18 protein-coding genes and 2 pseudogenes are annotated in these 20,854 nt (G+C 58.7%); 5 read left to right on the top strand and 15 right to left on the bottom strand.

The genetic code is table 11. The annotated features are described in order from the left end of the window. The 9 genes from CDH48_RS18715 to CDH48_RS18670 form a co-directional block, all read right to left on the bottom strand. A partial coding sequence (locus CDH48_RS18715) for an ABC transporter substrate-binding protein (RefSeq protein ID WP_157807875.1) occupies positions 1-552 on the bottom strand: 552 nt, incomplete at its 3' end. Between the two features lie 361 nt (positions 553-913). Continuing rightward, positions 914-1,732: an ABC transporter ATP-binding protein gene (locus CDH48_RS18705; protein ID WP_198515543.1), complete on the bottom strand. Its 819-nt coding sequence runs from the start codon at positions 1,730-1,732 to the stop codon at positions 914-916. A gap of 6 nt (positions 1,733-1,738) precedes the next feature. Continuing rightward, on the bottom strand, positions 1,739-2,812 hold the full coding sequence (locus CDH48_RS18700; protein ID WP_100690217.1) for a branched-chain amino acid ABC transporter permease: 1,074 nt from the start codon (positions 2,810-2,812) through the stop codon (positions 1,739-1,741). 3 nt (positions 2,813-2,815) lie between these two features. Then, positions 2,816-3,703, bottom strand: coding sequence for a branched-chain amino acid ABC transporter permease (locus CDH48_RS18695; RefSeq protein ID WP_100690216.1), 888 nt, complete (start codon positions 3,701-3,703; stop codon positions 2,816-2,818). After that, complete coding sequence (locus tag CDH48_RS18690; protein WP_100690215.1) at positions 3,704-5,623, bottom strand: AMP-dependent synthetase/ligase; 1,920 nt, start codon at positions 5,621-5,623, stop codon at positions 3,704-3,706. After that, positions 5,616-6,422, bottom strand: coding sequence for an ABC transporter ATP-binding protein (locus CDH48_RS18685; RefSeq protein WP_100690214.1), 807 nt, complete (start codon positions 6,420-6,422; stop codon positions 5,616-5,618). Before CDH48_RS18685 ends, CDH48_RS18690 begins: the two co-directional genes overlap by 8 nt. An 81-nt stretch (positions 6,423-6,503) precedes the next feature. After that, complete coding sequence (locus CDH48_RS18680) at positions 6,504-7,358, bottom strand: SDR family oxidoreductase (protein WP_100690213.1); 855 nt, start codon at positions 7,356-7,358, stop codon at positions 6,504-6,506. A gap of 99 nt (positions 7,359-7,457) precedes the next feature. Then, on the bottom strand, positions 7,458-8,624 hold the full coding sequence (locus CDH48_RS18675) for an acyl-CoA dehydrogenase family protein (protein ID WP_198515542.1): 1,167 nt from the start codon (positions 8,622-8,624) through the stop codon (positions 7,458-7,460). Continuing rightward, complete coding sequence (locus CDH48_RS18670) at positions 8,602-9,825, bottom strand: CaiB/BaiF CoA transferase family protein (RefSeq protein WP_100690211.1); 1,224 nt, start codon at positions 9,823-9,825, stop codon at positions 8,602-8,604. The genes CDH48_RS18675 and CDH48_RS18670 overlap by 23 nt, the downstream gene beginning before the upstream one ends. Before the next feature lie 72 nt (positions 9,826-9,897). Between CDH48_RS18670 and CDH48_RS19525 the strand changes: the two are divergent. Then, a pseudogene (locus tag CDH48_RS19525) lies at positions 9,898-10,268 on the top strand (IS66 family transposase); the annotation flags it as partial. A gap of 61 nt (positions 10,269-10,329) precedes the next feature. On the opposite strand, the gene CDH48_RS18660 reads toward CDH48_RS19525, so the two are convergent. Genes CDH48_RS18660 through CDH48_RS18640 form a run of 5 tightly spaced genes read right to left on the bottom strand, consistent with a single transcriptional unit; the run spans position 10,330 to position 16,532 of the window. Next, entirely contained in the window at positions 10,330-11,496 is a 1,167-nt protein-coding gene (locus CDH48_RS18660) for an acyl-CoA dehydrogenase family protein (RefSeq protein ID WP_100690210.1), read from the bottom strand. Beyond that, positions 11,493-13,499 (bottom strand): acetyl/propionyl/methylcrotonyl-CoA carboxylase subunit alpha, encoded by a 2,007-nt coding sequence (locus CDH48_RS18655; protein ID WP_188437817.1) that lies wholly within the window; start codon positions 13,497-13,499, stop codon positions 11,493-11,495. The genes CDH48_RS18660 and CDH48_RS18655 overlap by 4 nt, the downstream gene beginning before the upstream one ends. Then, complete coding sequence (locus CDH48_RS18650) at positions 13,496-14,290, bottom strand: crotonase/enoyl-CoA hydratase family protein (RefSeq protein WP_100690208.1); 795 nt, start codon at positions 14,288-14,290, stop codon at positions 13,496-13,498. The genes CDH48_RS18655 and CDH48_RS18650 overlap by 4 nt, the downstream gene beginning before the upstream one ends. A gap of 10 nt (positions 14,291-14,300) precedes the next feature. After that, a complete protein-coding gene (locus CDH48_RS18645; protein WP_100690207.1) occupies positions 14,301-15,899 on the bottom strand; it encodes an acyl-CoA carboxylase subunit beta in 1,599 nt (532 codons plus the stop codon). Positions 15,900-15,911: 12 nt separating this feature from the next. Further along, positions 15,912-16,532: a TetR/AcrR family transcriptional regulator gene (locus CDH48_RS18640; protein WP_100690206.1), complete on the bottom strand. Its 621-nt coding sequence runs from the start codon at positions 16,530-16,532 to the stop codon at positions 15,912-15,914. Between the two features lie 280 nt (positions 16,533-16,812). On the opposite strand from CDH48_RS18640, the pseudogene CDH48_RS18635 reads away from it, so the two are divergent. The 4 genes and pseudogenes from CDH48_RS18635 (at position 16,813) to CDH48_RS18615 (ending at position 19,718) form a co-directional block, all read left to right on the top strand. Continuing rightward, a pseudogene (locus CDH48_RS18635) lies at positions 16,813-17,726 on the top strand (acyl-CoA dehydrogenase family protein). A gap of 10 nt (positions 17,727-17,736) precedes the next feature. After that, a complete protein-coding gene (locus CDH48_RS18630; protein WP_100690205.1) occupies positions 17,737-18,591 on the top strand; it encodes an SDR family NAD(P)-dependent oxidoreductase in 855 nt (284 codons plus the stop codon). 243 nt (positions 18,592-18,834) lie between these two features. Beyond that, the gene (locus CDH48_RS18620; protein ID WP_100690204.1) at positions 18,835-19,317 is read left to right on the top strand and encodes a PaaI family thioesterase; all 483 of its coding nucleotides are present in this window, start codon (positions 18,835-18,837) and stop codon (positions 19,315-19,317) included. Continuing rightward, a complete protein-coding gene (locus CDH48_RS18615) occupies positions 19,317-19,718 on the top strand; it encodes a PaaI family thioesterase (protein ID WP_100690203.1) in 402 nt (133 codons plus the stop codon). The genes CDH48_RS18620 and CDH48_RS18615 overlap by 1 nt, the downstream gene beginning before the upstream one ends. Positions 19,719-19,733: 15 nt before the next feature. Here CDH48_RS18615 and CDH48_RS18610 read toward each other — a convergent pair. Then, positions 19,734-20,854: TetR family transcriptional regulator (locus CDH48_RS18610; RefSeq protein WP_100690202.1), on the bottom strand; the 1,121-nt coding region annotated here is incomplete at its 5' end.

Below are 20,854 nucleotides of genomic sequence, written 5' to 3'. Positions count from 1 at the left end.
CTGACCGAACGGATAATCCAGATAGATGAAGCCAATCTTGGCATTTTCCAGATCGCCGCCCAATTGCTCCTTGATGAAGGCAACGTCGTTGGCCGCCTGCTGCCAGTAGGTTGGACCGACCGGGAAAACCCATTCGAACACCTCACCATCCACCGCGTCACCGCGGCCGACAAAGGATTGCATCAGGATATTGCCGTCTTTCATGGCACGCGGTAAAGCCGCGTTCGTGACCGGCGTGGACATGAAGTTGAAAATAAAAACACCATCTCGCTTGAGCTGCTCATAGCATTCCACGCCACGCTGGGGTTCGTTGCCGTGGTCGCGCACGATGATTTCAACGGGATGGCCCTCGATGCCGCCGTTGTCGTTGGCGTACATCGCGAGATCCCGTGCCGCCTGGGCCAGCTGTGGCGTGATGAAGGAATAGGACTTGCTGAGGTCGAAGCAGAGGCCGAATTGGATCGACTCCTCGGCTTGGGCGAACGTAGCTGCCGCGCCTGATGCGAGCGCCATGGCGAGGGCCACTGCTTTGAGTTGCTTTTTGTATTTCATTTTTCTCTCCTTTTCGATTCAGTGCAGAGCGTTCTTTTCTTGTTCGGACGCTCTGCCCTGCGTCCCGGCAGCGGCACGGGGTAGAGCAGTAGCTCAAGCCCTGTTTCTCGGACGGTGTCTGGAGAATCTTGATCTGCTCCCTACCCCCAATAGGTTGGGCCGCCCGGATAGACCCATTCGAAAACAGTGCCGTCCACGGCATCGCCACGCCCTATCAAAAACTGCATGAGAATGAGTTCGTCTTCCATCGAACGCGGCAGGATCGCCAGAGATACCGGCGTCGACACCTACCATCGAAAAAGCCGCTAACGCCTTGGTAAGTTGTTGCATCTTATCCTCCCAGAGGATTTTCGTGAAAACTTCAGCTCAGCCAACGCTTGCGCCGGCTGTAATGCTTGACATTGTGGAAATCGGTGCCTTCCCCACCGCCAAGATAGAATTCCTGAATGTCGGAATTGGATTTGAGTTCCTCGGCCGTACCATGCATGACGACCCGGCCGTTTTCGATCAGATAGCCTTCCGAAACGATCTCCAGAGCGGCCAGGGCGTTCTGCTCCACAAGCAGGACCGACACGCCCTCCTCTTGGTTAATCTTTTGAAGGATGTCAAAGATCTCGCTCACCAGGAATGGCGCAAGTCCGAGACTCGGCTCATCAAGCATTAGAAGGCTAGGCTGGGTCACAAGCGCGCGGCCAATGGCAAGCATCTGCTGCTCACCGCCTGACAGATAGCCCGACTGCGAATTTCGGCGCTCGGCAAGCCGGGGGAAATAGTTGTATATCTTCTCTTTTTCCACATTTAGCACTGAACGGGACATCCCCAACGGCGCCGCTGCGGTAAGGTTCTCGTCCGGTGTCAAATGTTCAAAAACATGCCGCCCTTCGACGACGTGACAGATGCCCATTCCGACGCGCTTTTGTGCGAGAACTTCGGTAATATCCGTCCCATTAAACTTTATTTCCCCTCGACTGATCCGTCCGCGTTCAGCTTTCAAAAGACCACTGATCGCTTTCAAGGTTGTGCTTTTTCCCGCTCCGTTCGAGCCCAGAAGCGCAATCATCTTGCCCTTTGGCACCTGAACCGAAACGCCTTTGATCGCCAGCATAACGTTATCGTACAGCACCTCGACACTGTTCATCGACAAGATGGACTGAGCTTCAACTTTTTCTTGCATCGGCATTTTTATTTACTTCCTTAGCTGATCGAAGGGCCAGACCATCAGATAATCCCTGACGTTGCCGTAGAGCTTTCCCAACCCCAACGGTTCGATCAGGAGAATTATGACGATCAGCGCACCGTAAATGGCATTCGGGATATGGGCGAGCGTTTCATCAGTGACCTGCATGCCTAACCCCCCGCTTGCCGCAACGACAAGACCGTTCACCAGGCCCGGTGCAAGCAGAATCAGGGCAACCCCGAAGTAAGAACCGATAATGCTCGACAGTCCGCCGACAATCACCATCGCAAGCACCTGGATCGACACGCCCACCGAAAACTGTTCCGGCGCGGCCAAGAAGAAGAATGTCGCAACCAGCAAGGCTCCACTGACCCCCGCAATAAACGACGATGTCGCGAAGGCCAGGATCTTGTAGTAGAAACTGTTCACACCCAGAATCGCGGCGGCAAAGTCTTTTTCCCGCACGGCGACCAGCGCACGCCCCAACCCGGTGCGTTTGAGGTTCAACATTAAGATCGTCACCAACACGCACCATCCGAAGCCGACATAGTAATAGCCAACATCAGAGGTTATCTCCTGCCCAAGGAGCGCGAACGTTGGAGATTGGAGCGACGCGTGTGAACCCCCCGAAATAGTTGGTGAATGGTTCAGCACCCAGTCCATTACGAACTGCATCGCGAGGGTAGTGAGCGCGAGATAGAGACCTTTCACCCGCAATGCGGCGAAAGCGAACAGGCTACCAATAACCGATGATGCCAGCCCACCAATGAGGAGGGCGAATTCCCAAGGTACCCCGAAGCGCACGGCGTGGACCGCTGAATACGCTCCGACGGCCATGACAGCCGCGTAGCCCAAATGAAGCTGGCCGGCCCACCCCGTCACCAGGTTCAGGCCCAGAGCGGCCGCCGTCCAGAGCAGCCAGGGCAGCATGTAACTGTTCAGGTAAAGCGACGGTATGATGAACGGTGCCGCCAATCCAAACAGAAGAAAGAATACAGCCAGGTTCCGATCTGCTGGAACCTTGAAGATACGGCTATCTGAAGCGAAACTGTCGTAGTGAACGCCGGAAAGTCGATAAAACATCCCTTACACCCTCTCGATATCGTGGCGGCCGAACAGTCCGTGCGGACGGATCATGACCGTAAGAATTAGGACAGCGGCAACGATGAGTTCACGGCTCCCGCCCCCGACAAACTGATCGAGAAATTCCGCGCCGACGTTTTCAATGATGCCGATAATTACACCCGCAATCACCGCACCCAGAATACTGTCCAGGCCACCAAGAACAGCGACTGTCAGACCTTTGAGAAGCAATATCGACAACGACTGATCGACCCCCTGAATTTCGCCCCAGATCACACCTGCCCCAACAGCCACAAGTGATGCAAGCGCCCAGGACAGCCCGACTCCACGCTCAACCGAAATCCCGACCGACCACGAAGCCATGTAATCATCCGCTATCGCCCGTAATTTGATCCCGGTCCGGGTCCTAAAGAACAGCATAAAGGCGGCGAATAGAGAGAGCGCAACTCCGGCGCCGACGAGATGGATGCGACTGATGAAGATGTCGCCCATTAACAGTGGTTCATAGCTAATACCCAGGTTCATCGAACTTGACGTCCCACCCCAAATGGCAAGCGTTGTGCCGATGAGGAAAATGTCGATGCCAAGTGTCATCATCAGGATCATGACAACAGGGCGGCCCGCCAGGCGCCTGAGGGCAACGCGCTCAATACCGAAGCCCATGCCGAACATGATGACTGCAGCGAGCGGGATGGCCAGCCACAGCGGCATTCCCGCATCTCTCGACAGCGCAAGAACCACATATGCCCCAAGCATCGTCAGACCGCCCTGCGCCAGATTGGGCACCGAGGATGCCTTATAAATCAGCACAAGACCAATTGCGACAAGCGAATACAGAAGCCCCGTAAGGGCACCGTTAATCGCCAGCTCAGTTAAAAAAATCCAGTCCATTTAAACCTCCCGTACAGGAAGGGTTCTGTCGACCCCCCCGGTTTCGCCAGTTTCGTAAGTCACCTGCGCACTGAAATGGATCTCTTTTGAGCCATCATAGAGTGCAGCGATCACATCAGCGTAGCGTTCCTGCACAACCTTGCGACGCAGTTTCCTTGTCCGGGTAATTTCTCCGTCGTCCGGATCGAACTCCTTCGGCAGGCTGACGAAACGTTTCAGGTGCAGCGGCTCGGGGATAACCTTGTTTACTCGCTCGAAAGCCTCGTGCAGAAGCATGGCCACTTCGTCCCGCTGAGACAAATCGGAATACGACACGTAAGGCACTCCGTTCACCTCGGCCCAGTGTCCCACCGATTCGAAATCCATACAGACCATTGCCGTCAGTTCGTCCATACCGGCACCGACCACTGCGGCATCCTTTATATACGGGCTGAATTTCAGCCGGTTCTCGATATAGTTGGGCACATAGCGTTCACCGCTTGACGTGTGCATGACCTCGGAGACACGCCCCAGCACGACAAGGTGGCCGTTCTCCTCCAGATAGCCAGCGTCGCCGGTATGCAGCCACCCTCCCTCCAGGGCAGCGGCACTCGCATCGGGTTTGTCGAAATACCCCTCGAACACGCTATCCGAGCGCACCAGGATTTCTCCATCCTCCCCGATTTTCACCTCAACGCCCGGCACGGGCTTGCCAACAGTATGCAGGCGTACTTCACTTGGTGACTGAATTGCGTTAATTGCGCTGTTCTCGGTCTGACCGTAAAACTGGCGCAGCTTGATCCCCAGGGCGCGATAAAAGACAAAAGTGTCTTCGCCGATCGCCTCGCCGCCAGTGAACGCATTCTTCAAGCGGCTCATGCCGAACTGGTCCTTGATCGGACCGAAGATGATCGCCTCGCCCAACAGTCGGCCTAACGGCTCCAATGCGCCGCCACTCTTGCCGTTCAGTTTGCGTGTTTCGGCGGCAATGGCCCGATCCATGAAAAAGTGGTACAACCACTTCTTCAACGGCGTTGAATCCTCCATTCCAACCTGGATTGTTGTCAGCATCTGGTCCCAGCTTCGGGGTGCCGCCAGGTAGAAAGTCGGCGCAATTTCGCGCATGTCCCGAACGACCGTTTCCTGCCGCTCCGGCACACTAACGGTGAAGCGCAGAAGCAGCGCGGCCGCGACGGTGATGGCGTAATCGCCCACCCACGCTATCGGCAGATAAGCAAGAATTTCCTCGTTCTCGTCGAAGGCCCCGGCGGCATGACCATTGCGCGCCGCGGCCAGAACGTTCTTCTGGCTCAAAACGATGCCCTTTGGCTTGCCGGTTGTCCCCGACGAATGTAGAAAAATCGCCGGATCTTCGGGCTTGGTCCGATGCGTGAGTTCTTCGCGCCGATGTGGATCGTCGTTGAGGTCGTGCCGACCAACTTCGATCAGATGATCCCAGGACATGAGGCCATCGACCTCATAGAATCCAAGACCGCGCACTTCATCATAAATGATGTGGGCGATGCCTCCAGCGCCTGCTTCCTTCAGCTCAAGGATCTTGTCCACCTGCTCCTGATCTTCCGCAATAGCCGCGACGATCTCGACTTCGCCAAGAAAATGCTGAAGTTCGTCGATCGTCGCTCCCGGATAGGCAGGCATGGCAAAGCCCCCGAGCAGCGCGACCGCAAGCATACCGCAGTAAAGCCGGGCGCGGTTGTCACCCAGGATCAGCACGGCCTTGCCCGGCGCGACACCAAGTTTTTCAAGACCGGCCGCGCACTCAAGAACCTCTTCGGCATACTCAGCCCAAGTGGTTTCCTCCCAGATGCCGCGTTCCTTTTCGCGAAGCGCGATATCTCCTCCGTAGTTTGAAGCGTTCCAGGCCAGCAAAGCGCCGAGTGTGTTGCCTTCCGAAGACTGTATTTTTGCTCCCTCAACCATGAGCCCCTCCGATATATGTCTCGATGACCCGGGGGTCGTTTACAACGTCCCTCGGAAGGCCGCTAGCAATCATCTCACCGTAGTTCAGCGCAAGCATCCGGTCGCAAATGCCGATAATGACATCCATATGGTGCTCGATCAGCAAGACGCTGACGCCCCGTTCGGCCCGCGCGTCCAGAATGAAGCGCGCCATATACCCCTTTTCTTCCTGGTTCATGCCGGCCATCGGCTCGTCGAGAATCAGCATTTTCGGCTCCGCTACCAGAGCCCTCGCAAGCTCGACCCGCTTTTTTAGCCCTATTGGAAGCCCATCGACCAACTCGTGCCGGATGCTCTCAAGTTGCAGAAACTCGATCACCTCCTCGACGATCTCGCGATTCTCGATTTCTTCACGCTGCGCGGCCCACCAATAAAGCGCCGTACGCAAAACGCCTGGTTTCATGTAGATGTGCCGACCGAGCAGGATGTTGTCGAGAACACTCATCCCATTGAACAGAGCGAGGTTCTGGAACGTTCGGGCAATGCCAAGTTTTGCAACTTTGTGGGGTGCTGTGCCCGCGATATCTTTTCCGGCCAGCCGGACAGTTCCCTCGTTTGGCGGGTAAAACCCGGTGATCGCGTTCGTAAGTGTTGTCTTCCCACTTCCATTTGGACCAACGAGGCCAAAAATTTCACCCGGGCGAATAACGAAATCCACGCCTGTGACGGCGACAATGCCGCCGAACCGACGCTCGATCCCGCTGCACTCTAATAGCGCCCCGTCTCCGACATGGGTTGTGGTTTGATTATTTTTAGTCATCTAATCTCCAGTGCCGATTGTTGTTTTATTTGTCGTCATCTAGATATCACAATCAGTTTCGGCGCACATGTCACGCACTCGTCATGCAATCCGAAAGTAGTCCGGCCGACCTGTTGGCCAGGGATCCCCCCACATCTGCTGCCCACCGTCGATGTTAAGCACTTCACCAGTTATGAATTTTCCTGAATTGGCGGCCATATAGGCAACCGCTTCGGCGACATCCCATTCATCCCCTGCGTGCCGCATCGGATTAGAATCCTGAAAGGTTGCCGCGCCATCCTCAGGGTAGCGACTAAACCCGGAGCTCTCACAACAGCCTGGCGCCACGCAGTTCACACGAATGTCATGGGGCGCCCACTCCACCGCGACCGATTTGGACAGAAAAATCACCCCTGCCCGAGCCGCGCATGTATGTGCGATGCCGGGCATGCCGCGCCAGATGTCGGCCACGATGTTAACGATCGAACCTGGTTGCTTGTGCTCAACCCAGTGGCGCGCAGTGGATTGCATAACCCACCAGGTACCGTTGAGGTTAGTATCTATGACCGCGCTCCAGCCCTTCGGGGAAAAGTCCAGCGCGGCCTGTGGAAACTGCCCCCCCGCGTTGTTCACCAGAACGTCAATCGAACCGAATTCTTGATTTACCTCACCGACAAACTCCGTGACCTGTTCGGGATCCCGGATGGTCATCGTCCTGGCAAAGACTTTGGCGCCCAAGCTTTCGAGAAATTCCTTGGCCGAAGCCAGCTTTTCCTCGTCGCGTCCATTGATCGCAAGGCTGGCACCCAACCTGGCGAAGAGGGCCGCAATCGCCAGCCCCAAACCACCGCCTGCGCCGCTTACAACAACGGTTTTGCCCGCAAATAAATCACCGGAATACACGGTCGAACGTGTAGCCAAACTCTCTCGTGAAGACCCGAACTGCGACTTACTCATGCTTCCTCCCTTGCCCATTCAGGGTAGCTCTTTTAATCTAACACGCGTTAGAAAATTGTCAAGACGACAATCCTCCCTGCTCCCGCCAATTACTTCTGGTCAGTAAGACTTTGGAAGCCCAAGCGCTTTTTCCGCGATGAAAGACAAAAGCATCTGTGGCGTTACAGGCACGATGCGGAACAGCAGTGCCTCCCTTACCAGACGCTCAACATGATATTCCTTGGCGTACCCGAAGCCGCCAAAGGTAATCTGCGCGGCTTCGGTTGCTTCGACAGCGGCATCTGCGGCCAGAAGCTTGGCTGCGTTCGACTCTACTCCGCACGCCTCTCCCGAATCGTAAAGGGCGGCGGCATGCATCACCATGAGATTGGCGGCTTCCACCCGTGCCCAGGCCTGAGCCAGCGGATGCTGAACGCCCTGATTCTGGCCGATCGGCCGCCCAAAGACCACACGCTCGTTGGCGTATTGCGCCGCACGCGCCAGAGCGTTGCGCGCGATGCCAATGCATTCGCCAGCCACGAGAATGCGCTCGGGGTTCAACCCGTGCAGGATCTGCCGGAAGCCCTTACCTTCTTCTCCGATCAGGTCCTGGGCCGGAATCGGCAGGCCGTCGATAAACACCTCATTCGAGTCGACTGCCTTGCGGCCCATCTTCTCGATTTCACGCACATCCACGAAATTGCGGTCGAGATCCGTATAGAACAAGCTCAGCCCCTCGGTCGGGTCGGTCACATCCTCAAGCCGTGTGGTCCTTGCCAGAAGCAACATCTTGTCGGCCACCTGGGCGGTCGAAATCCAAACCTTCTGGCCATGCACGACATACCTGTCACCCTGTCGCACTGCCATGGTTTTCAGCTTCGTAGTATCCAGACCCGTGGTCGGCTCGGTCACGGCGAAACAGGCCTTTTCATCACCGGCAATCAAGGGGGGTAGCATTCGGGCGCGCTGCTCACCGGTTCCGAACTTCACTACCGGGTTGAGGCCAAATATATTCATGTGCACAGTCGAGGCCCCGCTGGCACCACCTCCCGACTCCGCGATCGCCTGCATCATTATGGTCGCCTCGGTAATCCCCAAACCGGCACCGCCGACCGCTTCCGGCATGGCGATTCCAAGCCACCCGCCGTCGGCCATCGCTCTGTGCAGTTCATGAGGAAAATCACCGGTGCGATCCCGCTGCAACCAGTAATCATCGTCAAACTGCGCACATATTCGAAGGATCTGGCTACGAATTTCTTCCTGCTCATTCGTCATCCGAAAAGTCACTACGTATCTCCTGGCCCACAAGCCCTGCCTCATGCAGAGCTGTGATGCGGGCATCGTCAAAACCAAGATCGCGCAGAATCTCGCGGGAATCTGCTCCCGGTGGCCGCCCCAGCCAGCGCAATTCGCCTGGCGTGGCGCTCAGATGCGGGACCGGACCGACGACCTGCGTCTGCTCGCCCGCGACCGACACGATGTCTCCGCGATGGCGTATCTGCTCATTCATCGTGATCTCCTCGACGCTCAGCACCCGTGAGGCAACCGCATCATGGCGGGCGAATTCCGCCTCAACCTCGGCAAGCGTGCGCTGCGTGACGAAATCATTGATGGCATCAAAGACCACGGCCATATGGCGGGACATCAGGCCAAGGGTCGCAAACCGCGGGTCTTCGGCCAGCGCATCTCCGCCCACCGCCCGCAGCAGTCGCTGGGCCGTCTCTGCGCTGCCTGCGGAAACGGTCAGCCACACCCCGTCAGATGTACGGAACATGCCGCCAGGTGCAAAATCCATCGGCTGGCGCAAGCCATTGCGCTGGGGTGAAAGGTTCGCGCCTGTCAGCGCGGGCACCGGATAGTCCATCAACCGAAGCAGCGACTCGAACACCGCAAGATCGACAACCTGGCCGCGTGCAACCCCTTTTTCCCGCGCAAACAAAGCAATCATAATGCCCAAAGCGCCCATCAATCCTGTTGTGCTGTCGGCCGCAGGAAATCCAGGATGCATCGGCGGCCCATCGGCAAAGCCGGTCAGGTGGGCGAGACCGCTCATAGCCTCTGCCGCGCGCCCAAAAGCGGGCACATCCCGCATCGGGCCCTCCTGTCCGTAACCCGACACGCGCAGTACAATCAGATCCGGGTTCCACTCATGCAAAGTGTCCGGCCCGACACCTGCCCGCTCAAGCACGCCGGGTCGGAAATTTTCGACAAGCACATCGGCACCTTCAACCAGCCTGCGCAGGATGTTCCGGCCTTCGTCCGACTTCCAGTCCAGACTCAGAATTTTCTTGTTGCGGCCAAGTGTCTTCCACCAGACGCCGACCCCGTCCTCTGCCTTGGGGCCGAGGTCGCGCATCATGTCCGTCCGGTCGGGCGCCTCGATCTTGATGACATCCGCACCGAAATCAGAGAGCAGAGCTGACGAAAGAGGCCCGGCGATAACGTGGCCAAGCTCGATGATTTTCAGTTGATGAAGTGGGCTGGTCATTCGCTCTCCATGGTATTATTCTAACGTTTGTTAGAATAATACCGGCGCAGAAGACAAACCTCAAGACATGGGGCGAATGGCGAGTGCCCGCCACCAATGAAGCCACTGCCCGGGACGCGAGGGCGCACTATACGCACGAAAGCGCGCAACCTGCAGGAATGTCCCCCGAACGCATGAGGACGACGTGCTGCGTTTTATTGAAGATCCCGCCGCCCCTTCACCAACAATCAGGGGGGGGGGAGCGCGACCTGCGGATGACCAAAGTGCAGCAGAAGATCTCAGGTTGTTTTCGCTCCTGGGAGGGCGCCGAGATCTTTTGCCGGATGCGCAGCTTCCTCTCGACCGCGGTCAAGCAGGACCGGTTGGCATACACATTGGAGCAGCTATTTGCTGGTGAATTGCCGGATTTCATGCAACAGAACGACCTGAATCAGGCTGCGTGACCTGAATAGTTGCCAATCATTAATCCTCTGTTTGGCAGATCGTTGATTTTAGGGGTATGGCTCACATACGTTTAGCGACCTCTTCGAGCATGACCTCGCTGGCACCGCCGCCGATGGCCTGAACGCGGGCATCGCGCGACATGCGTTCCACGGGTGTTTCGCGCATGTAGCCCATGCCGCCATGGAACTGAACACAGTCGTAGAGCACACTGTTCACCAGTTCACCACAATAGGCCTTGACCATCGAGACCTCCTTCACGCAATCGCGGCCCGCGGCATCCAGTGCCGCGGCGTGATAGGTAAGCTGCCGCCCCGCCTCGATCCGCGTCTGACAATCCGCCAGCCGCTGGCGCACCGCCTGCTTGTCCCACAGCACGCCGCCGAAGGCCTTGCGCTGCTTGACGTAGTCCACCGTCATGTCGAGCGCGGTCTGCGCCTCGGCGCAGGCCACCGCGCCCAGCACGATCCGCTCGTTCTGGAAGTTCTTCATAACCGAGTAGAAGCCTTTGTTCACCTCGCCCAGCACGTTCTCAGTCGGGATGCGCACATCCTCGAAGATCAGCTCGGCAGTGTCCGAGCACAGCCAGCCGGTCTTGTTCAGCGCCCGGCCAACCGAGAACCCCGGCGTGCCCTTTTCGACCGCAAACATGGTGATCCCGCGCGAGCCCTTGGCGTCGGGGTCGGTCTTAGCACCAACGAAGTAGAGGTCGCCATGCACGCCGTTGGTGATGAACATCTTGGTGCCGTTGAGCACCCAGTCCGAGCCGTCCTGCACGGCACGGCTGCGCATTCCCGCAACATCAGAACCGGCACCCGCTTCGGTTACGGCCACGGCGGCGATCTTTTCGCCCGAAGTGATCGACGGCATCCAGCGCGCCTTCTGCTCGGGCGTGCCGGCATTTTCAAGATGCGGCGAGGCCATATCGGTATGCACCAGAACCGTGGCCGAAAAGCCGCCGAAAGTGGAGCGGCCGACCTCTTCGGCCAACATGACGCTGGACATCACATCCAGTCCTGCGCCGCCAAATTGTGGATCATAGCGCATTCCCAGCACGCCAAGATCACCCATCCGGCGCAGCACGTCGCGCGGCACCATGCCATCCTCTTCCCAGGGCTCGCCGTTGGCCGTCACTTCCGTTTCGATGAACCGGCGCAACTGCGCCCGGATCATCTCAAGGTCTTCGTTGAACGGGCCTGCTGCCGCGCTGATGGGGTCTTGCCTGGTCATCGGGCTTCCTCCTGATCAAGTTTTATAAGTGGCGCCTGCCCGGCGACCGTATCACCCGGTGCGCAATAGATATCGGCAACGATGCCCGAAACTGGGGCGGTCAGGCTTTGCAGAAGTTTCATCGCCTCAAGCACCACCAGCGTGTCACCCGCCGCCACGCGGTCTCCGACGGCAACGCGCAGTTCGTCTACCGCTCCGGGCATCGGCGCAACGAGCGTGTCAGCCCCGCCGGTTTTTCCCGAGGCGGCTTGAAAATATCTGTCCTCCAGCGTTTCAAGGGCAAAACCGGCCAAGCCGTCGAGTGTGGAAAGGTGCACCTGCCAATGATTTTTCGCGCGGCACAGATGGGCAATGTACTCGCGGGGAATGCCGTCGATGCGCGCGGTCAGACGTCCTTCTCCCAGCTTGGCCGCTTCGGTGGCGAGACCAGCACCATCGGGCAATATTATCGATTGTCCATATCCGTTGCTTTCCACCCGGATCGGCTCGTCATCGCCCGAAGCCCAATAATATGCCGCCCCCGGCCGGCCCGCAGGCGCAGTCAGACGCCACGCGCCAAGCGTTTGCCACGGGGTGTTGCCATCTTGGGGGGTCAAATGCAGATGCAAAGCCAGCGCCGCCAGCGCGCGGCTTTGCGCATCGGGTTCGGGCGGCCTCCATCCGCCCGGAAACAGCTCGGCCAGCCCCGCAGTATGATGCCGGAGCGCGGCAAAATCCGGATGTGTCAGCAAGGCGCGCTGAAACGCGAGGTTCAGCCCCACCCCGCCCGCGGCGAAGCGATCAATCGCGGCCACGGTTTCGCGGATCGCCTGTGCCCGGTCCGGGGCATGGACGACCAGCTTCGCCAGCATGGAATCGTAATGGTGGCTCACAACCGAGCCTTCGCCGACCCCGGTATCGAGCCGCACACCCGAGGGCGGCACCCAAAGCGTGATCGTGCCGGTTTCGGGCTGGAAATTCCGGGCAGGGTCCTCGGCGGCAATGCGAACTTCGATAGCGTGTCCGTCGAAGCGCAGATCGGATTGCCCAAAGCCCACCGCCTCGCCCCGCGCGATGCGCAATTGCCATTCGACGAGGTCGATTCCGGTGACTGCCTCGGTCACGGGATGCTCGACCTGGAGGCGGGTGTTCATTTCGAGGAAGTAATATTCGGCGCGCTCAGGATCATAGAGATATTCCACCGTTCCGGCAGAGCGGTATCCGATCGCCTGCGCAAGCCGCACGGCCGCGGTGCGCATGTCATCGCGCAGATCGTCGGGCAGGTCCGGGGCCGGGGCCTCTTCGATCAGCTTCTGGTGGTTGCGCTGAAGCGAACAGTCTCGGTCGCCCAGATGCACCACGGTCCCGTGGGTATCACCGAGTATCTGCACTTCGACATGGCGGGCTCGCGCGGCAAACCGTTCCAGGAACACCGCCGGATCGCCGAATGCACCCTGCGCTTCGGCCCGGGTGGAGGCGATCGCCTCGGGCGCGTCGGCCATGTCGGTGACAAGGCGCATTCCGCGCCCGCCGCCGCCGGCGCTGGCCTTGACCAGAAACGGCGTGCCAAGCGCCTTGGCTTCTTGCAGCAGGCGCGTATCAGACTGATCGACGCCGCGATAACCGGGCAGCACCGGCACCCCTGCGGCTTCGGCAGCGGCTTTGGCCTCGATCTTCGATCCCATGCGGGCAATGGCGCGGGCTTCAGGGCCGATGAATACCAACCCCGCCGCTTCGACCGCCGCCGCAAAATCGGCGTTTTCGGACAGAAAGCCATAACCGGGATGCACGGCATCCGCACCGATGGCGCGTGCGGCCTCAAGGATTGCCGCGACGTTCAGATAGCTGGCAGATGGGGTGGCAGGGCCGATGGAGACGGCGTGATCCGCCTCGACCACAAAGGGCGCATCGCGGTCGGCTTCTGAAAAAACGGCCACCGATTCCAGGCCCAACTTGCGGCACCCGCGCTGGATGCGCCGGGCGATTTCGCCCCGGTTGGCAATCAGGACGCGGATGAAACTCATTTCACCCTCCACGAAGGCACGCTCTTGTTGAGGAAACTATTGATGCCTTCAACGCCTTCCTCGGTTTCCCAGGCATCGGCCAAACGGTCAGCGGTGTAGATCATATCGGTTTCAAGATCGTGGTCCGCGACATAGGCGATCAACACCTTGGTATCCGCCACCGCACCGGGCGCGGCCTGAAGGTGATCGAGCACTACCCGTTCAACGGCGGCATCCAACGCTTCGGGGACGGCGACTTCGGTCAAAAGGCCAATCCGTTCGGCCCGTGCACTATCGAACAACGCCCCTGACAACATGGTTTCACGCGAATGTACCTTGCCAATGCGAGCGACCACATAGGGCGAGATATTCGCGGGCAACAGCCCCAGCGTGACCTCGGTCAGACCGAACCGCGCCCCTTCTGCGCCGATGGTATAGTCGCAGACCGAAATCATGCCGACCCCGCCACCATAGGCCGGCCCGTTGATCCGCCCGACCAGTGGCTTGGGAAGCGTATCGAGACGGCGCAAAAGCTGCGCAAGCGTTGCGCTTTGTTCGACCCGCTCCGCACGGGTCTTTTCGATATTCGAGGCGAACCAGTTGAAATCCCCCCCGGCGCAGAAGCTCTTGCCGGCACCGGTCAGGACCACGATGCGCACGCTGTCGTCGGAAGCCAGCCGCCCAGCCGCGTCGTAAAGTTCGGCGATCAGCCTGCCGTTCAGAGCATTGTGTTTCTCCGGCCGGTTCAGGGTTATGGTGGCGACGCCACGCACGTCGGTCTCGAGCTGGATGGTTTCATAAATTGTTGTCATGTCATCGGCCTCACATTCTGAATACTGGCGTGTAGCGCCCTGCTTCAGGCACCGAAGAGACAATGGCCAGGCACAGACCCAGTATATCGCGGGTCTGGCCCGGTTCTATCAGCCCGTCATCCCACAGCCGCGAGGTGGCATAGTAAGGGTCGGACTGCTCGGCGTATTGCGCGCGCACCTGTGCCTCGATTTCCGCCATGTCGGCATTCATCTTTTCAGGACCACCGCCCTTCTGGCGACGCAGTTCCAGCATCACGTTGGTTGCGATGTCGGCGGACATGGTGGCAAGTTCCGCCGTGGGCCAGGCAAAGAGGAAATTCGGCGCGAAGCCGCGACCGCACATACCGTAATTGCCCGCGCCATAAGACCCGCCCAGCAGGACCGACAGGCGCGGCACCTTGGCCACGGACATGGCATAGACCAGCTTGGCGCTGTTCTTGGCGATGCCGCCGCGTTCGGCCTCTGTCCCGACCATGAAGCCGGAGATGTTGTGCAAGAACAGAAGCGGGATATTGCGCTGATCGCACATCGAAACAAACTGCGCGCCCTTCAGCGAACTTTCTGACAACAACGCGCCGTTGTTGGCCAGGATCCCCACGCGATAGCCGTGTATGCGCGCGGTGCCACAAACCAGCGTCTCGCCCCAGGCGGGCTTGAATTCTCGGAACCCCCCCCCGTCGATCATACGCAACAGAACCTCGCGCATGTCATAGGGCTGTTTTCGGTCGGCACTGATGACCCCAAGCAGTTCCTCGGGGTCACGCGCTGGCGGTTCGGGGGCCGCGTCGGGATGCAACGGGCGCGTCTGGCCCAACTCGGCCACAATGTCGCGCATCAGCGCGAGCGCGTGATACTCGTCCCCGGCCAGATGGTCGGACACGCCCGAGACGCGCGAGTGCATCTCGGCGCCCCCCAGCGTTTCGCCATCAACCTCCTCGTTGATCGCCACTTTTACGATCGAGGGGCCGCCCAGATGGATACGCGCATTGCCGCGCACCATGATGACCTCATCCGACAGAGCTGGGATATAGGCGCCACCCGCCGTGCAGCCGCCGAACACTGCCGAGATCTGCGGCAACCCGCTGGCCGACATGTTGGTCTGGCGATAAAAGGAATTGCCGAAATGGCGGGCATCGGGAAACACCCGGTCCTGCTCGGGCAGATATGCGCCGCCGCAATCCACCAGATAAAGGCAGGGCAGCCGGTTGTCCGCCGCGATTTCCTGTGCACGGATGTGTTTTTGCACCGTTTCGTGATAGAAGGAGCCACCCTTCACCGTGGCGTCATTGGCGATCACCACACAAGGCAGGCCGTGGACGATCCCTATGCCGGTCACAATCCCCGCGCCGGGCACCTCGCCGCCATATTGCCCGTAGGCCGCCAGCGACGACAGCTCCAGAAACGCCGTGCCCGGATCCACCAGCAGGTCGATCCGTTCGCGGACCAAGAGCTTGCCGCGCTTGCGGTGACGCTCGGTCATGTCGGGGCGCCCGCCCGACGTGGCCTTGGCAATCCGCGCGCGTAATGTCTCGACGCGCTGGCTTTGTGCCGCGTAGTTTCGCGCGTAAACTTTTGATGCGGTCAGCACCGTTGTTTCAAGACGAGCCATGTATCAGGTATCCTATCTTTCAAGTATTCCGTTGAGGAACACATCGGCGTAGGTCCGTGATAGCGCCTCTGCGCTGCCGCGGTCCGGATCGAACCATTCAAGTGTGGCGTTCAATGCACCGATCAGCATCAGGCGCAGGCGGCGGATATCCACGTCGCGTTGCAGCGCCCCGTTTTTCTGAAGCCGGGACAACAGGGCGTCCCACTCGGCCTCATAGGCACGGCGCGTGGGTAGATTGGCATCGCGGACGGATTGCGGTACCTGCCCGAAAATGCGCACATTGGCCGAAGAATAATCGCTGACCTCCAGGAGCGCGCGCAAATGCGCCCCGATCGCCGCCCTCAAGGCCGCCTCGGCGCCGGTATCCGTAGGCAAGACGGCAATGGCCTGACGCATGCTCTCGTGAACGGCCTCGATACCGGCGTCTAGAACGGCCGCGACGATCTCGTCCTTGGAGCCGAAATGGTAATAGATGCTGCTCGCCTTGATCCCTGCGGCCTCGGCGATTTTTCTGAGCGACACGGCCCCATAGCCTTGTTCGCGGAAAAGCCGCGCCGCAACATTGAGCACGCCATCACGCCCGACGGAGGTGCGCGGCGTATCGCTGACCTTGCTCACTGTGGTATCGGCCATGGAACCCCTTTTTGGTTGGTACATTTTGGTACATCACCTAACTAACGTATGTTAGGTAAATGGCCACCATAAGTCAATTGTCCCGGCCCCGCGGTATCATGCGCCCCAGAAGATCGGGGTTCACCCCAACCTTGATCTCCTTACCATTTCCGAAACTCCCCCGCATCTTCCAACCTTTTGATTAAAACGTCACGTCGCAAAAACTTGCCTTGATATAATTTCTAACATGTGTTTGATTTTAGTCAACACTGCAGATGACATTCTTTCGGGAGAATAAAATATGTCCAGACAGAACCGACCTGCTACGGCTGACCTGGAAGCCATCCGTGCAAACTATTCGCTGGCCAATGAGCAGCGCCAGGTCGCCGATCATGTGGACCGGGTGTCGCGCGAGGTGCTTCACCCACTTCAGCCGCACGAAGAGGGATGGTGCCCGGAAAATCTGTTCCGGCAGATGGGGGAGCTGGTTCGGGCCTTGGGCCTGACCGAGCCCGGCGAGGGGTCTGATACGCTCGACTCGATGCGGACCACGACGAAAAGGGATGGCGACGACTACATCCTGAACGGTACCAAGAGCGATATCACCAACGGACCGATTGCCGATCTGGTGCTAGTCTATGCCAAGACCTCGCCTGAAAAGGGCGCCAAGGGCATTGCCGCCCTCATCGTGAAAACCGACACGTCCGGTTTCAAGGCGGCGCAGAAGCTCAACAAAATGGGGTTTCGCGGCTCGCCTACCGGTGAACTGGTGTTCGAGGATTGCCGCGTGCCGGCCAAAAACATGGTCGGCACGCGCGATGGCGGCGTTGCGGTGACAATGTCGGAACTGGATCTGGAGCGCGCCATCGTCTGCTTCAATGCCATGGGCATCGCGCAATGGGCGCTGGATATTTCCGTTGACTACGCCAGGCGGCGCGCAGCCTGTCGCTGGAGGCGGCGGCCATGTGCGAGGGTCTGGACCAGGGCGAAGGTGGGCGTGGCGAAATTCACAAACTCACTGCGGCAGCGATCTTCAAGGCCGCCGGGGCGACGTCATTCGTGCTGGACAAGGCCATCCAGATCCACGGTGACTTGGGCTACATACGCGATACCGAAGTGAACCGGCTCTACCGGACCGGCCGCGTTCTCGAGGTCGGCGCGGGCACCCAGGAAGTGCGCAAGCCGATCACCTCCAACGAACTTCTGAAAGACTGAGGGGAAAGACATGAGCGAAGAAAAAGCACGGCGTTACGCACCGGATCTCATGGCGGGCCAGGTGGCTCTGGTAACCGGATCGGGCTCGGGGATGGGGCGGGCCACGGCGCTGGAGATGGCCTCTTGCGGAGCTAGGCTGGCCCTGTTTGCGCGCCGCGAAGAGCCGCTGAAGGAGACCGCCGAAATGATTCGCGCGGCGGGTGGTGAGGCTTTGGTCGTGCCCGGCGACACCCGTGACGAGGATAGCATCGAAACCGCGATGGGGCGCATCAAGGATCATTACGGGCAGCTTGACGTTCTGGTGAACAACGCAGGCGGCCAGTATATCGCCGCCGCCCGCGACATCACCAACAAGGGCTTCGAGGCCGTGATCCGCAACAACTTGATCGGATCTTGGCAGGTGACTCGCGCGGCAGCGGATCATTTCATGTATGACAACGGGGGATCGATCGTGTTCGTCACTGCCATTTCAGCGCGCACTGCGCTCACCGGATTTGCTCACACCGTCGCCGCCCGCGCCGGCGTGACCGGCATGATGAAAACGCTGGCTGCCGAATGGGGCGAGTATGGGATCCGCCTGAACTGCGTCGCGCCGGGAACAATCAAGACAGATGCGCTTGGCCGCTATCCAATTCCACCCGAACGGTGGAAAGAGCTGAACCGTTCGGTCCTGAACCGGATGGGCGCGGCCGAGGACATCGGCGGCACGATTATCTTCCTCGCGTCCAGATTGGGGAATTTCATTACCGGCGAAGACGTGTATGTAGACGGTGGGGAAACCCTGCACATGGGTCACGATGCCCGTGACATGATCAACCCCGAAATGTTCGATCAACGCGAACGAGGAGATGGAAAGAATGAGTAACCCCCTGTCCTTCTGAATATCCCCGACAGGATCGCCACGGTCAATGGGGGCGGCTGCGATCTGACGTTCTCGGGCTGCATAGTCGATGCCGCTGAAGCGCCGGAGTTTAACATGGCGCTGGAGGTCGCGGACCATGACTTGCTCATGGAACGGGCCCGCGAACGCGCCGCCGTCATCGCGCTCAAGTCGCCGCGTTTGTCGAAAAACGAAAACCCAACTACGAGACGCTAAAGGAAAGATCCCATGTCTGACATCACACAGAAGAAGATGGAGCAAATCGCGCAGATGTGGAATGCGCGCGGCAAGGGTCTGATTACTCATATGGGGCTCGAGATCGAAGAGGTATCGATCGAAGGCGTTCGGGTCCGGATGCCGTTCAACCCGGACTTTTGCGTCGACAGGGATCAGACCCTGCTTCATGGTGGTATCCTGACGGCCCTTCTGGACAGTGTCTTCGGACTTGCAAACTTTGTGGCCATTGAGGGCGTCAGCACCATGGCCACTCTTGACCTCAGAGTTGATTACCTGCGCCCAGCCCATTCGCGCGCGGATGTTATCGTCCGCGCGCATTGCTTTCGGCAAACCCGCCATATTGCCTTTGATTCAGGCAGCATCTGGTTCGATGGCCACGAGAATGAGGAAATCGCCCGTGGATCCGCCTCGTTTGCCTTAACGCGCGGTGACACCAGCCTGTTTGAAGCGATGACAAGAGGAAAAGCCTCGTGATGAACTTGCAAACCGTCAATGCCAACGTATCCCGGGTGCCGTTCTTCCGATTTCTTAACTTCGAAGTCCAAAGCCTGGACAGCCTCCATGTCGCCGCGGAGATGACCTTTGAATCACGCCATATCGGAAACCCGGTCATGGAGCATTACCACGGCGGCATAATCGCAAGCTTCATGGAAGCCACCGCCGCCATAGCGGTCCACCCCGATTTCGCGGAAGTCCCGGCCAAACCAATCAATCTTACCGTGGATTATCTCAGACCTGCCGTTAAGGGATCGCTGTATGCCCGCGCAAATGTTACCCGCAAAGGAAAGCGCATCGCGAGCGTCAGTGTGATCAGCTGGCAGACGGCCCCGGAGAAACCCATCGCGGAAGGGCTGTACCACTTCCTTTTAGTTTGACCGCAATGGTTGCGATCATTCAACTGCTATTTGTTCGGCGTAAGCGGCGCTCTCCCTGTCGCAGATCCCTTCAAGAAGAAGCTTGATGAGCATGTCAGAAAAATCGGGCAGTGAAAGATACCCTTGTTTCTCCGCCTTGTTCGGATCAAACCACTCCACCGTCCAATTCAAGGCGCCCAACATCACCTGACGCAGGGGCACAATTTTGATATCCGACCTGATGGCACCGTCTTCCTGCGCTTCGCGGAGGATCCTGTCCCAGAGTCGTCCGTACAAATGACGAATTTTCCTGTGTCTCTCCTTGAGATGATTGGGCAGCATGCCGTAGCTTCTGATGTTCGCAGATGTGAATTCGCTTGCCTTGAAGAGAAAATTCAGATGCGTCCGGATTGCAGTCGCGATCCTGGCATGATGGTCATATGGCTCACGATATTCTTCGACCGCGGCGCCGACACCCGATAGCAAATCCCTCAATCCGGCATCCAGAACCTCATCCACGATCGCTTCTTTGGATTTGAAATGGTAATAAACGCTGCCCGCCTTCATATCCGCCTCTGCCATGATCTGCCTTAGCGTGGTCGCCTTGTAACCATTATCCCTGAGCGTGCGTGCTGCCGCCCTCAGGATTTTCGCGCGGGTATGCGCCGCCTTGCCGACCGGTTCAGGAGCCTTGGCAAACATAAAGGATCTGCTCGACTTCTGCCCCTCCGTGTCAGCCCTGTGGCGCACGCACATTCCGTCAAGTAACAGTTTGCTCATACGTTCCGCGAGGGTATGCACCGGATACCGGCCGACATCATACCATTCAACGGTCCAGTTCATTGCGCTCAATATGAACTGGCGGATCGCAGAAACGGAAACGTCACTTCTCAGGCGGCCAGCACGCCTCGCACCTTCCAGAAAACTGCTCCAGGCCTCCGCGTAAGCTGCACGCAACTCACGGTGCGGGGCACGTGCTTTATCCGACAGCATCGGATAGTTCCGGATATTGGCGGAGGTGAAGTCGCTGTCAGTCAATAAATAGGTCAGGTGTGTTTCGATGAGCAAAGCAAACGTCTTGCGAAAATCCTCAGAATTTCTCCTTGCCGAACGGGTAATTTCACGGACCTTCTCGTAAAGTTGCCGCACGCCAAGAT

Origin of the sequence: Marinobacter aromaticivorans (genome assembly GCF_002806975.1) — a bacterium.
Lineage (GTDB): Bacteria > Pseudomonadota > Gammaproteobacteria > Pseudomonadales > Oleiphilaceae > Marinobacter > Marinobacter aromaticivorans.
This window is presented reverse-complemented; position numbering and strand designations above follow the sequence as displayed.

Coding starts and splice junctions, on each gene's coding strand:
- CDH48_RS18680 (WP_100690213.1), bottom strand. CDS start 7,358: ATGAGTAAGTCGCAGTTCGGGTCTTCACGAGAGAGTTTGGCTACACGT.
- CDH48_RS18630 (WP_100690205.1), top strand. CDS start 17,737: ATGAGCGAAGAAAAAGCACGGCGTTACGCACCGGATCTCATGGCGGGC.
- CDH48_RS18690 (WP_100690215.1), bottom strand. CDS start 5,623: ATGGTTGAGGGAGCAAAAATACAGTCTTCGGAAGGCAACACACTCGGC.
- CDH48_RS18705 (WP_198515543.1), bottom strand. CDS start 1,732: ATGCCGATGCAAGAAAAAGTTGAAGCTCAGTCCATCTTGTCGATGAAC.
- CDH48_RS18650 (WP_100690208.1), bottom strand. CDS start 14,290: ATGACAACAATTTATGAAACCATCCAGCTCGAGACCGACGTGCGTGGC.
- CDH48_RS18640 (WP_100690206.1), bottom strand. CDS start 16,532: ATGGCCGATACCACAGTGAGCAAGGTCAGCGATACGCCGCGCACCTCC.
- CDH48_RS18620 (WP_100690204.1), top strand. CDS start 18,835: ATGTCTGACATCACACAGAAGAAGATGGAGCAAATCGCGCAGATGTGG.
- CDH48_RS18695 (WP_100690216.1), bottom strand. CDS start 3,703: ATGGACTGGATTTTTTTAACTGAGCTGGCGATTAACGGTGCCCTTACG.
- CDH48_RS18615 (WP_100690203.1), top strand. CDS start 19,317: ATGAACTTGCAAACCGTCAATGCCAACGTATCCCGGGTGCCGTTCTTC.
- CDH48_RS18660 (WP_100690210.1), bottom strand. CDS start 11,496: ATGACCAGGCAAGACCCCATCAGCGCGGCAGCAGGCCCGTTCAACGAA.
- CDH48_RS18645 (WP_100690207.1), bottom strand. CDS start 15,899: ATGGCTCGTCTTGAAACAACGGTGCTGACCGCATCAAAAGTTTACGCG.
- CDH48_RS18655 (WP_188437817.1), bottom strand. CDS start 13,499: ATGAGTTTCATCCGCGTCCTGATTGCCAACCGGGGCGAAATCGCCCGG.
- CDH48_RS18670 (WP_100690211.1), bottom strand. CDS start 9,825: ATGACCAGCCCACTTCATCAACTGAAAATCATCGAGCTTGGCCACGTT.
- CDH48_RS18700 (WP_100690217.1), bottom strand. CDS start 2,812: ATGTTTTATCGACTTTCCGGCGTTCACTACGACAGTTTCGCTTCAGAT.
- CDH48_RS18685 (WP_100690214.1), bottom strand. CDS start 6,422: ATGACTAAAAATAATCAAACCACAACCCATGTCGGAGACGGGGCGCTA.